Raw genomic sequence first — 12,145 nt, 5'->3', positions numbered from 1 at the left:
CTCATCCCAGCCCATGTTCACTCAGCCAGCCACGCAGGGTTTCAAGATCACGCTTTAATGCTTTTAACACTTCCTCTTCCGGAATAGTCAGTGTGGAGTCCCCGTGATTGGCGCCGCCCAGTGGATACTCGTAGTGCACCGACATCGGGGCCGTGACGCCATATTTCTTTAGGAGCTCGAAATACCGGTCAAAGTCGACCTGTCCCTCTCCCAATGGTACATTTTGTACCTGCCAGGACCCATCCTGTTTTGTCCAGTGAAAATCCTTTATGTCCAGCGTGCCAATGTGAGGATATATTGCCTTAAAGCCCACGGGCCACGATTCTGCTCCCTCGACTGTAGCGTGACGGATATCATATTGGGCGCCCAGCCAGTCGCTGCCGATCTCCTCCAGTACCATCCACAGGTCCAGGATAGAGGCCCCAAAACCGGAACCGGAGTGATTCTGGTAGTCGCCCTGGATCCCAAGCTGTTCGTTAAGATCGGCCAGGCTACTCAATCGCTCCTTAAACTGCTCCAGGTTCTGCTCAAACGAAATCCCGTCATCATATTCATACCAGTCGGTCCGGTAGTTGGTGATACCCAAGTCGCTCGCCGTTTTTAGGATGGGCTCGGTATGCTGCTGGTCTACACCCCCGATGGCAGTGCTGATCATCAAGACCTCCAGGCCAGCATTCCTGACCGCTTGCACCGCCTTCGGAAGATCCCTCGTTACATTTTCAGGCAACACATGACCGCCCGGGCGTACCGTCAGGTCGACCCCATCAAAGCCGAGCTCGGCAGCTGTTTCAGCCATCGGTTTGTAATCCAGCCACTCAAGGTGCTTGGAGAAGACGGCTACCTTTATAGATTCTGCTGACTTATTGATCTTCGATTTTGGGGGTGAAAAATTTTCAGCCAATGGACTAAGTCCTGTAGAAAATCCCGCCGCAGCGGCCAGAGATTTCATGATAAATCCTTTTCTAGTAGTTCCCATATTCCGAACACCTGTTTTGGAATTAAAATAAATATATGCTTCACTTACTGGAATATTTGCTCCCGCTGATTTCGCTGATACCGTAGATTACAGAAGTAAGAAAGAATTATTTTTCAATAAACGGAGGCGGCACCGATTCCACAAGCCATATATTGGGCTCGCTGTCTGATTGGTAGAATGGGTGTCCGGCATTATACATCTTCAGCGAAGCAATAGTAAGCAGGTAGGGCCTGCCGTGCCGCGATCCGACTTCCATTGCGTCACTTATATTTGCCGAAAGGTGCACCAGGTTCCGACTGCCGGGGTGGAGACCTTTGGCTAATATCGAATCCAGATTTTTCTTTGCCGTACCGTGGTAGAGTACGTCCGGCGGCCGGATCGGGTCAAGGTCCAAATCAACGTCAATGGAGTGCCCATAGCCCGCTCGAATATAATTGCCATCATCACTCAACCTGAACCGCTGCTTATCGCTCTGTGCAATTATTTTCTGAATTATATCTTCTGATACAGATCGACCGCTATTATTTGCTTTTTCCACCAGGCTCGGAAGATGGGCCCACCCTTGCCGGTCAACCTCAAGCCCGATGCTTTCCGGGTGATGTCGCAAAATGTAGCTTAGAAATTTGCTGGTTTTTTTGAATTTTGGAGAATTCATGCAGAACATGCCATTAACTTAGTTGTGAAACCAACATAGTAACGTAGTATTCTTTTTTTCAATGAAAAATAATGAAATCCCAAACAGTGAAAAGAAATGAGGTTTTTAGCGGAGATCATTTAACTTAGGCGGACAACAGTAAACATTCTCAACTCTTTAATTCTATTTGTGAGACCGAAGCTACTATCTCAAATACTACTCCTCCTTTGGGGAACTTTATTCTTGCCACTCCAGGCAGCAAAGGCCCAGGTATTTGAAACCTGGCTGGGCGTGGAAGGCGGGTACTTGCACCAAAAAATAGTGCCCATGCGTTTTACTCCCCCGGTATACCAAACCGCCGGTGGATTTAACTCCGGGCTATCTCTCTATTATGCTGATCAGGGCTCGTATCACCTGGCTACTTTTTCATACTCCCTGCAAAATGATCCCACGCTTAAACCCTCCAATATCCGATCATTCACCGATCGATACCTGTCGCTGAATATCGACTATGAATACAGCTATTTCTTTCTTACAGATATATTGGATCTGCACCTCGATTTTGGTGGCGGACCCTATCTTTTTGTGCAGAATCAGATCTCTGCCCTGATGGCCAGCAGGGAGATTCCCGTGGAGTATAACGACCTGTTCTATGGCGGAGCCCTGAACCTGGTATTGCGATATAATCATTCCGAACAACCGCTTTCCGGTCGCATTAATGTGGTGAATGGAGGCTTCTGGGGACGCCAGGAAATAAACCAGCAAAACAGCAGCTATGCTGATATTACCGCCAATGGATGGCTGTCGTCTGTTCAAGGACGGATAGGATACAGGTTCAATCCCAATTGGAGAGGACACCTGCAATACCAATGGACCGAGCGCGTGGAATACTCTTCTTCTCAAATAAACAGGAGAACGCTGCAGGGCGTTGGTTTCGGCGTAAGTTACAGGCTGGAGGACGACTAATGCGGATTAAGATAACATACTGGATTTTAGTTCTATTCTTTGGCATAAGCTGTACCAGGATTGTAGATTCGGTCGAGCAAAAAAGTAGTTCCTGGAATGAATATGAATCTGAACACTACATCTTTTACGTGCGGGAGGGCAGCCAAGCCGAAGAATCCATTGAAGCCATTAAAGTTGAGCAGGAGCGCGCATATCGGGAGCTTAATGAACGGCTTGGCCTTACTTTCGACCGAAAACTGCTGGTATATGTTTATGAATCTCGGCAGGATTTTGGAGAAACGGTAAGAACAGGGCGGGCACACCCAGAGCTTGGAATGATTGAAACAATATACGGCTCAGACGCCAAGACAATCGGGATGCGTGGCATTTCGCTGCATGAACTGAGTCATATTGTAGCGTTTTATGAATGGTGCCCTGTAACCGAACGATTGTTTTCTGAAGGACTGGCCGTATGGCTGGACGACTACTGGCGGGCTCCATCCATTACCTCAACCGATTTATTCCAGATAAGTAAAGTCCTCTTGCGCCGGGGTCAACTACCCAGCGTAGAAGATATGATAACCCAATGGGATGAGCTAGAGTCCCAGCATTCATATCCTGCGGCCGGGGCCTTCACAAAATTTTTAATCAGGGAATATGGCCTGGATTCTTTCAAGAGGCTCTATTGTGAGGCACGGACCCGCAACTTTGACTCCGTTTTCTTTGATATTTATGGGAAACGATTTTGGGAGATCGAGGAGGTGTACCATTCCTTTTTGCGGAATTATTAGGGTAATAAAATTTTCCTAGCATAACGTCAGTTCGAAATAAGGATCACAATAATCATAGCTGTCATCGCGAGGAGGCGTCTTTGATAGTAGTGGGCTCCATCGTGAGGTCGACGTGGCGATCTCACTGCCCAATTTTTTGTTCATCCTATTATGTAGATTGCCTCCCAGGCTACTGTCAGGATCCCGATGGTCGCTGAATCCCCCTTTGCAATGACAGTTTTTGTATCGAATTTAGGTTAGCATATGCTTTTGAACAGATTAAAGAGAACTCTTTTTATGTAAAAGACCTCTACAAAACCAAGGCCTTCTACAAGGACAAGCATCAACTGGTGGTTATGGGCAATGAGGAAGGTCGCCATATTTCTTTAGAACGGGATCCTCATACTGCTGTGTTTCATTGCAGGTAAGACGAAACTAGGTGAGAATTTGCCTGCCCCTTTTGAAGAGGGAAAAATGGATATCGCTTTTAGGCGCCAAAAGAAAAATACGAGGCTGCTAAAGCCTGGTTACAATCGAGAGGTATTGAACTAGAGCATGAGCAATCAGGGGGCGCGATTTCAAATCATGCTATTATCGCGATCCGGATGGCCATTCCCTCGAGATTGTGCCTTCCGGCATGTAGGGCTAGTTCTGCCTCAACAGCAATAATTAATCATCATCCAGCAATCGTTGCAAAGTAACTGTAGTAGATCTTGAGTTATTGTCCGCGTCGACATCTTCAAAGTCATGCGATGCAACGAGTGTGTGTTCACCGAGCCGGCTGTCAAAGGTCTGCCAAGTGAAATTCAATGTTATACTATCATCCTCATCAAGCCCATCATTCAGTACTTGTCCCCCAATAAAATCTCCACCGGTTTCATCAATTAAGCTTACCGAAATGGGCTCGTTTACATCCTGGTTGCCTATATTACGTATGGTGACCTGCACTTCTACCGGAAATCCCCTGTATGCAGTAGAGGGGGCACTGACGGCCGTGATAGCAATATCCGAAGTTATAGGCTCATCTATCGTTATTGTGGCCGACCTCATGTTGTTGCCCGGGGTTTCGTCGGAAAAATTATGTGAGGCCACCAAGTTGTGGCTCCCAACGCTTGCCCCTTCGGTATTCCACGAATATGTCAGCGTTACTGATTCCCCCTGGTTCAGTTCGTTTACATCTTGGCTGCCTATGGCCACACCGCCTGTCTGATCGGTGAGAGTTACCGTAAAGGGATTGGTAAGATCCAGGTTGCCAACATTCTGCACCGTTACCGCCGCCTCTACCGTCTCTCCCTGCACAGCAGTGGAAGGCACCGATATCCCAGCAATAGCAATATCTGCTTTCCTGGGTTCATCCACTCTGATGGTGGTCGTCTCAGAATCATTGCCGGAATTGTTGTCGTCAAAATTATGATGTGCCCGGATGGTATGAATTCCGGTTCTGGATTTTTCGGTGCTCCAAATGAATGTCAAGACTTCGTTTGCGCCACTGTTCAACCCATTGATGGTCTGTTTATCGATAGTTTCCGAATCGGTTTGATCGACCAGCGTCACATCGATTTTTTTGTCAGTATCGCTATTCCCGAGGTTACGCACTGTTACAGAAATAGTGGCATTGTCTCCCTGGAAAATGGATGACGGGCCATTAACTGCTGAAATGGCAATATCCACCACTTTTGGTTCATTAATTGTGACTGTTGTTGAGTTCACATTGTTATCAGCATTGTCATCATCATAGTTGTGGGTAGCAGAAATCGTGTGCTGGCCCAGCGAAATGTTGTCGGTATCCCAGGTAAAATCTAGTTTCTGGAATTTGCCCACTTCAATTCCGCCCTCAATGGAATTTGAACCGATACTTGTTCCATTGTCATTCACAGTCAAGGTTACATCTTCCGTAACATCCCGGTTGCCCGTATTTTTCACTACCACAGAAATCGTCACTTGCTCTCCTTGTGTGGCAGAAGATGGAGCAGTCACTTCTGAAATAGCTAAGTCCCAAGCTGCGGCCTCATTAATAATAACAGCCTTAGATACGGAATTGTTCTCAGCATTATCGTCGCCAAAGTTGTGAGAAACAAGAAGGACGTGATCGCCCGTGCGCTCTTCATTCGTGTTCCAATCGAAACTAAGTACCCTGGAATCTCCGTGAGCTAAACCCTCGTAGATAGTATGGCTACCGATCGATCTCTCCTTGGTTTGATTCACAAGATTCACAGTTATCGCTTCACTGACATCCTGGTTCCCCATGTTCTCAATAGTGGCTTCTACTGTCAGGACTTCTCCTCGTACCACAGATTCAGGAACATTCACTGTTGATATGGCGATGTCGATCGATTCGGGCTCATTAACCATCACCTTGGCGGAACGCTTATTATTTTCGACATCATCATCATCGAGGTTATGAATGGCTGAAAGGGTGTGCTCTCCAATGGAGGATTCCCCGGTATACCAAACATAGTTCAGGGTTGTTACCGTATCGGCCCGTAGCCCTCCATCGACAGACAATGTGGCGATGGTATCACTTTCGGTCTCATCTACGAATATGACAACCAAGTTGTCGGTAAAGTCATGTTTTCCAACGTTTTGAACAACTATTGACACCTCCACATTTTCACCTTTGGTGGCTGTGGAGGGCAGATTTACTTCAGCAATCGTGATATCATGCGAAGTGTAATAGTCGGACTCGTTGTTAAATAGGAGATCACACGACGCAGTTAAAAGTATTATAAAAATCAGCAGGACAATTTTATCCGTCATGACAGCCTCTGCTTTCCTGAATAGCTAAAAGTACTCTCGAATCATTTTATTTTTTGATTCAATGTATTAATATCATTTATGTGTATATTACATAAAAAGAAGATAAGCTTATAATAAATAATAGTTTACTTGAAAATATTTTTCCAAGAGCGGTAACATAATTGGGGCTGCGAGTATGATTACCCAGTAAAAATACGTTAGGGGTTATCCTGAAACAGAGAGACTTCTTTTAATCCCTAAATATGTTAACGTAACCCATTTCTTAAAGAAGAATGGCTATTCCAACATTATGTAAAGAGTGAAGTAAATATGAGAGCTTTGTTGGTAAGTTTGATATTGGTGCTGAATTGTTGGTTCGTAACTTTCTTCGATGCCCGGGCGCAGACAAGGATTGAACCTACGTGGATTTCCTTTAATTTTGGCCAGCAAGAATATTATGGAGATGTGGGCAATGAAACTGCACAGTTCCGATGGGGATATGACTGGGCATTGGGCATAGCTGTCAACCAATACTTAGGTCCCAGTTGGAATCTTGAGTTTTCTACAAACTACGGGGAGTTGGATTATGAGAATTTTTTTAATAGGTCATTTCTCAATACCCATGCGCTTCTTCAATTAAAGCCTCTTGGGGGCGCGGTTCAGCCATATCTGGGCACTGGGGCAGGCTTTATCACGTACTGGGAAAACAGTAGTAGGGTTGAGGAAAAGGGTTCCGCTTTCCATCTGCCCATCCAGGGAGGTGTCGATTTTCGCATTGCTGAGCGAACAATTTTGACAACAAGCGTTACCTACAACCGTACGTTCTCAGATGGAATTGACGGGTTTAACTTGGATGACAGGGACCATGACGACTTTATCGTTTACTCGGTGGGTTTTAAAATTGCTCTTAAAAAGGGAAATGACCCCGATAGAGATGGGGTTGACAGCAAACGTGATTTGTGCCCGGATGAATATGGAGAATCGTTCTGGGGTTGTCCTGATGGAGATAGCGATGGTATCCTCGATGCTGATGATGAATGTCCAACGCTTGCAGGATTTAGTGCCAAGGGAGGATGCCCTGATAGTGACCTCGATGGCATTATTGATTTAAAGGATTTGTGTCCGCAAACTCCTTCGGGTAGCACCGGAATAAATGGCTGTCCTTCCGAAACAATAGATGATATGACGGAAAGTATAACCATGACCCCAGATGATTCCACCAGTGTTGCAGGCATTCCAGAAGATTCCGTGGCTAATATTGCTGTTGCTCCAGATGATTCCGCAGAGAGTGTTGCTGTGACCCCTGCTGAAAATGAAGTCCCGAAAGGATTAGCAGAGTTGGAGCAGGAATTGGGAGGTATTTCATCAAACATTTTATTTGAAAACAACACGGCCGCGCTGGATACGTCTTCTTATGATGATCTTATCTTTTTGTCTGAACTTATGAGAGCAGATATAAATCTAAGGCTGATCATAAGAGCCTATACTAACAGTGCCGGAAAATCTAACGAGAATCTTCAATTATCAATTGCACAGGCAGAAACAATAAAACAATATTTGGTAAATCTTGGAATAGAAAATGAACGAATCTATCCATTTGGGTATGGGGATACAAAATCCTTTATGAGAAGTAGGGTTGAATTGGTGCCCTATTATCCCCGGTAATACCTGACGTGTCGGGGACAAGATTGAATAAACTAAGAGAGCATGAAGAAGCCATTATATTTAATAATCATTTTTTTGTTGATGGCATGCGAGGGACCAACAGGACCACGTGGGCCCTCGGGTACCGCCGGGGTGGCAAACATCCAAAGTTTTGAGTTTGAGTGGACCGAGGATGATGTAGTGTACGATGAGGATGACATTAACCTCGCCTATGTGACGTTCAGCCTCGAGGAATTAACAGAATCGATTGTTACCAATGGCGCAGTGCAGGCCTACTATTACAACGATTTTGTCACCAGCTCCCTCTGGCAGGCACTCCCCTACACACGGGGTATAGACGATAATGGGGATCAAGTGATTGATGTCCTAATCGAATTTACATATGGTTTTGCAGCCGGTGAAGTATCCGTAATATTTTATAATTCAACCGGGAGTGGTTTAATTTCCGGGGATGTCCTTGCAGGAAAAGTCCGGTTTGTGCTCATTCCTCCCGGATAACCACTACCAGAATAGCAGTGCTATTTTTTACCATCTGCGCAATCAGCAGCAGGGTAAAATTCCCACAGATGGCGCAGAAGTCATGGATGTCCTAAGCCCAGTATTACGCCGCACCTAGTCGCTAGTGTTTAGCCCTCTTCGCTCCAGCAGGTGTTTCACTTCAGGCTCTTGGCCGCGGTATTCTCTATAGAGCTCCATCGCTTCATCGCTGCCACCGCGGGAGAGAATATGCTGCCGGAACCGGTTGCCGTTTTCTCGTTCCAGCCCGCCCTCCTGCTGCATGTAGGCGAATGCGTCGGCAGCCAGCACTTCACTCCAGATATAAGCGTAATAGTTTGCCGAATATCCACCAGAAAAGATATGGGCAAAGTATGGCGATTTGTACCGCGGGGGCACGGCCTCCATATCCAGGTTGTACTTGGCAAGGGCCTGGTCCTCAAATGACTGCACATCCCCAGGAATATCCTCGGTCCCCAGCAGGTGCCATTCCATGTCCAGCATAGTCGCCGCCAGGTATTCCTGGGTGTCAAAGCCCTGGTTGAAGTCGCGGGCAGCAATCACCTTGTCGAGCAACTCTTGGGGAATTCGTTCCCCTGTTTCATGGTGAACGGCGTAGTTTTCAAGCACATCCGGCTGGATCGCCCAATCTTCCTCAAACGTAGAGGGGAACTCCACAAAGTCTCGGGGTACCGACGTACCACTCTGGGATGGGTATTTTACATCCGACAACAGCCCGTGTACCGCGTGCCCCATCTCGTGGAACATGGTGGTGACATTGTCAAAACTGATTAGGGCAGGCTCCCCTTCAGCCGGCTTGGGAATGTTCATGACGTTAACAATCACCGGTTTTTTGTCCAGCAAATGCGACTGCGAGACGAACGAATTCATCCAGGCCCCGCCCCTCTTGGAGTCGCGTTCAAAATAATCGGCATAAAACAGCCCGATCTGCGAGCCATCCTTGTCAAAGACATTATAGACGCGAACGTCCGGGTGGTATACCGGCAGGTCCTCCCGCTCCTCAAACGTGATGCCGAACAGCTTGTTCATGGTATAGAAGACGCCGTCTTGTAGCACGCGGTTTAGTTCAAAATAGAGGCGTACCTCCGATTGGTCGATGTCATACTCGGCCTGCCGAACCTTTTCGGCGTAGTAGTTCCAGTCCCACGGCCTGACTTCACCCTCAATACCATCCTTGCGCATCATTTTCTGTATGGCTTCTGCCTCTTGCCCGGTGTTTCTAATGACCGGTGGAATAAGGTCTTTTAGCATGTCGAGTGCCGCCTCAGGGGTCTTGGCCGTTTGGGGATCCAGCTTGTAAGCGGCGTGATTGGGGTAGGCCAGCAGCTTGGCTTTTTCAGCCCGTAATTTCACCAGCTCCAGGATAAGTGGCCGGTTGTCAATGCCGCCATCCTGACCGATACCCCGGTATGCGGAGGCTTCCCAGACCCGTTTCCTGAGTTCGCGATTATTCAGTTCCTTCAGTATGGGCACCCGGGTGGTATTGGTAATTGAAATCAGGTATTGACCCTCATCTCCGCGTTCGGCTGCGGCTTCCCGGGTCGCGGCAATGCGGTCGTCGCTGAGCCCGTCGAGCTGTTCTACATCATCCACCAGCACAGCACGCTCTTTGGTGATAGCCAGCAGATTTTCCTGGAATTCGGTCGTCAGTGAGGAGAGCTGCTCATTTATTTCACGCATGCGTTGTTTCTGCTCCTCGCTGAGCTGGGCTCCGGCGCGGACGAAATCACGGTGTGTATCCTCCAATAGTTTCAGGGAAGCCTCATCCAGGTCCAGCTCCTCCCGTTTATCATAGAGCGTTTTCACCCGATCGTACAGGTCGGCATTCAGCAGGATGTTGTCGGAATGGGCGGCCAGCTTGGGCGCCATCTCCTTTTGGATCTCTTGAATTTGGTCGTTGGTGTGGGCGGACGTCAGGTTGTAAAATACAGCGCTGGTCCGCCGCAGCAGGGCTCCACTTTTCTCCATCGCCACGATGGTATTTTCAAAGGTTGGGGCCTCGGGATTGGAAGCAATTTCTTTAATCTCCTCCAGTTCCTGCTCCATCCCCGCCTCAAAAGCCGGGCGAAAATGATGCACTTTGATAGCATCAAAGTCAGGGGTTTCAAACGGTAAAGAACTGGGGGTAAACAGGGGATTCGCGTTCATTTGGTCTGTATTGTTACTATTGGTTTTACTGCAGGATGATAACAATAGGCTACCTGCCAGGATGATAATTAGTGGAGTAAAAAGTCTCATAACGGGTAGATTGAAAATGAATGATATCATTGATCTAGAGCCATAAACGTAAATTGGGTAAAAGCTGGAAAATAAATGTAGGTATTACTCTTTTGAAAAGGTAACTCAATAGGAAATTTCGACTTGGCGTTCCATATGCAACTGCCAACCTAATCAACCAAAGATGAAAGCACAACCAGCGTACTTTGCCTGTGAGAAAAAACAACCCCGGCCGCGATCAAACAGCCGGGGTTCCATTCATTCATCAATAACACTATGTCTATTTCATATCACTAGGTCCCAAAGACCACATGACATTTATAGATCGGTTTCAAAGCAAATCCTTACAAAAAAATTTAATTTTTTTTCTCGGACAGAGAATGAGGCTATTTGTTGATTCAGGTATTACGACTAAACATCGGTTTTGGACACAAGAACAACCCCTATAATTCTAATAAATAACAGTATAAATCATAGGTTAAATTAATTATTTAGGAATTTGTTTTATTTGCATTAATAAATTAAGTTTTCAAAAAATTTGAATCAAAAAGGATCAGCGCATTGAAGACCTGGAAAAAGTTCAAGAATCATGATGGAATCTATGAGTATAGTGGGTTAATTATAACCCATGAGCTCATTTTGGATCCCGAATCTTCTCTAAAACACAGAATGATGTGCGAGAGAGATTACATTCGCAGGCAGGAAAAGAAAAGCATCAAGCTAGAAGTCATTGGTGAGACATATATCCAGGCGAAAGAAAAAATGATCAGTGATATTAATGGATTAAAGAAGTTAGCTAAAGAGTGGCGCCCGATATTGGGTTGAGCTAGTGAAGGTATTAGAGATATTTCTAAATCCCAGGGCGTAATACAGATTTATTCCTGAACATGAGAAAGAACTGTTGAGGATAGGTATTTTCAAGTGAGACCAAAATAAAGAACCCCGGCCGCGTTCAAGCGACCAGGGCTAACTTTCAAAGAGAAAGTTAATGCCGAATCTGACACTTCACTGAACAAACAGCCTATCAAAGTAAACCGAGCCTCTGCTAAAGGCCCATAACCCATATTCTCCAGATAAATGTAAGCTCTGATATTAACACGCTTTAAGCTTTATTAGTCAATACAAGAATTTGTAGCGTATGGTTGCCTAGGCAAAGGTAATTTTTTGCTTTTAGGTGCGGAAAGCCAATGGGATAAATTTCATGGGAAGAAATGCGGGCTAATTCTTAAAATAGTAGGAGCCTTTCAAGCGCAGTCCTTTAAAAAATCTTGATCTCGCATAGTAGGGAAGTGGCGTATAGTATTACTTAGCACCAGCGATTATATCATTTGCCCGGCCCAGCTTGTCAAACCATTCCTGGCGTTTTTCGTTGGGTTTTGGAAGTTGATCGTATGCAGCTTCAATTGCCTGGTAATATTCAGCTTTAAGAAGATTTTGACCACTGGATTCATCTTTTTCTTTTAGGTCAAACTGCATTTTCTTTTTAATCTCATTGAGTTCCCGGATGATATTGGCCTGGACGGCGTCCTCTTCAAAGGGTTCCTTGCCAACCAGGAAGTTAAACATGGAATCCAGCTCGTTGTTATACCAGTTAATGCGTTCATCAAGCGACGTGTTTAGCCATTCTTTTTCCATAGGTAATCCCCCCGAGTTTCAATGAATACACTGCAATATAACAAAGAGTTA

At 46.1% G+C, this 12,145-nt stretch carries 10 protein-coding genes; 5 read left to right on the top strand and 5 right to left on the bottom strand.

What is annotated here, in order from left to right:
- Window position 1: 1 nt before the first annotated feature.
- Window positions 2-949, bottom strand: coding sequence for a sugar phosphate isomerase/epimerase family protein (locus tag NC796_RS22820; protein WP_310688122.1), 948 nt, complete (start codon window positions 947-949; stop codon window positions 2-4).
- Between the two features lie 133 nt (window positions 950-1,082).
- Window positions 1,083-1,631, bottom strand: coding sequence for an RNA 2'-phosphotransferase (locus NC796_RS22815; protein WP_310688120.1), 549 nt, complete (start codon window positions 1,629-1,631; stop codon window positions 1,083-1,085).
- A 222-nt stretch (window positions 1,632-1,853) separates the two neighbouring features.
- Here NC796_RS22815 and NC796_RS22810 point away from each other — a divergent pair, with 222 nt between their 5' ends.
- Window positions 1,854-2,576 carry a hypothetical protein gene (locus tag NC796_RS22810; RefSeq protein WP_310688118.1) on the top strand — a complete coding sequence of 241 codons (723 nt, stop codon included), beginning with the start codon at window positions 1,854-1,856 and terminating at the stop codon, window positions 2,574-2,576.
- Window positions 2,576-3,346, top strand: a complete 771-nt coding sequence (locus tag NC796_RS22805; RefSeq protein WP_310688116.1) for a hypothetical protein — start codon at window positions 2,576-2,578, stop codon at window positions 3,344-3,346. Before NC796_RS22810 ends, NC796_RS22805 begins: the two co-directional genes overlap by 1 nt.
- A gap of 648 nt (window positions 3,347-3,994) precedes the next feature.
- Here the strand turns inward: NC796_RS22805 and NC796_RS22800 are convergent.
- On the bottom strand, window positions 3,995-6,082 hold the full coding sequence (locus NC796_RS22800; protein WP_310688114.1) for a CARDB domain-containing protein: 2,088 nt from the start codon (window positions 6,080-6,082) through the stop codon (window positions 3,995-3,997).
- A 309-nt stretch (window positions 6,083-6,391) separates the two neighbouring features.
- Between NC796_RS22800 and NC796_RS22795 the strand changes: the two genes are divergently transcribed.
- Entirely contained in the window at window positions 6,392-7,726 is a 1,335-nt protein-coding gene (locus NC796_RS22795; RefSeq protein WP_409070411.1) for an OmpA family protein, read from the top strand.
- Window positions 7,727-7,768: 42 nt separating this feature from the next.
- Window positions 7,769-8,224, top strand: coding sequence for a hypothetical protein (locus tag NC796_RS22790; protein WP_310688109.1), 456 nt, complete (start codon window positions 7,769-7,771; stop codon window positions 8,222-8,224).
- A 114-nt stretch (window positions 8,225-8,338) separates the two neighbouring features.
- Here the strand turns inward: NC796_RS22790 and NC796_RS22785 are convergent, their stop codons facing one another.
- Complete coding sequence (locus NC796_RS22785) at window positions 8,339-10,480, bottom strand: M3 family metallopeptidase (RefSeq protein ID WP_409070410.1); 2,142 nt, start codon at window positions 10,478-10,480, stop codon at window positions 8,339-8,341.
- A 540-nt stretch (window positions 10,481-11,020) separates the two neighbouring features.
- Between NC796_RS22785 and NC796_RS22780 the strand changes: the two genes are divergently transcribed.
- Complete coding sequence (locus NC796_RS22780; RefSeq protein ID WP_310688105.1) at window positions 11,021-11,284, top strand: hypothetical protein; 264 nt, start codon at window positions 11,021-11,023, stop codon at window positions 11,282-11,284.
- Window positions 11,285-11,761: 477 nt separating this feature from the next.
- Here the strand turns inward: NC796_RS22780 and NC796_RS22775 are convergent, their stop codons facing one another.
- On the bottom strand, window positions 11,762-12,094 hold the full coding sequence (locus tag NC796_RS22775; RefSeq protein ID WP_310688102.1) for a hypothetical protein: 333 nt from the start codon (window positions 12,092-12,094) through the stop codon (window positions 11,762-11,764).
- Window positions 12,095-12,145: the final 51 nt, after the last annotated feature.

It is taken from the genome of Aliifodinibius sp. S!AR15-10, assembly GCF_031569985.1.
Classification (GTDB): Bacteria; Bacteroidota; Rhodothermia; order Balneolales; family Balneolaceae; genus JAMQKA01.
The sequence above is the reverse complement of the archived record's forward strand: the minus strand, read 5'-3'. Positions and strand labels throughout refer to the sequence as shown.

Bases quoted from the DNA above. Each gene is read 5' to 3' on its own strand.
- NC796_RS22820 (WP_310688122.1), bottom strand. From the start codon at position 949: ATGAAATCTCTGGCCGCTGCGGCGGGATTTTCTACAGGACTTAGTCCA.
- NC796_RS22815 (WP_310688120.1), bottom strand. From the start codon at position 1,631: ATGAATTCTCCAAAATTCAAAAAAACCAGCAAATTTCTAAGCTACATT.
- NC796_RS22805 (WP_310688116.1), top strand. From the start codon at position 2,576: ATGCGGATTAAGATAACATACTGGATTTTAGTTCTATTCTTTGGCATA.
- NC796_RS22800 (WP_310688114.1), bottom strand. From the start codon at position 6,082: ATGACGGATAAAATTGTCCTGCTGATTTTTATAATACTTTTAACTGCG.
- NC796_RS22795 (WP_409070411.1), top strand. From the start codon at position 6,392: ATGAGAGCTTTGTTGGTAAGTTTGATATTGGTGCTGAATTGTTGGTTC.
- NC796_RS22790 (WP_310688109.1), top strand. From the start codon at position 7,769: ATGAAGAAGCCATTATATTTAATAATCATTTTTTTGTTGATGGCATGC.
- NC796_RS22785 (WP_409070410.1), bottom strand. From the start codon at position 10,480: ATGAGACTTTTTACTCCACTAATTATCATCCTGGCAGGTAGCCTATTG.
- NC796_RS22775 (WP_310688102.1), bottom strand. From the start codon at position 12,094: ATGGAAAAAGAATGGCTAAACACGTCGCTTGATGAACGCATTAACTGG.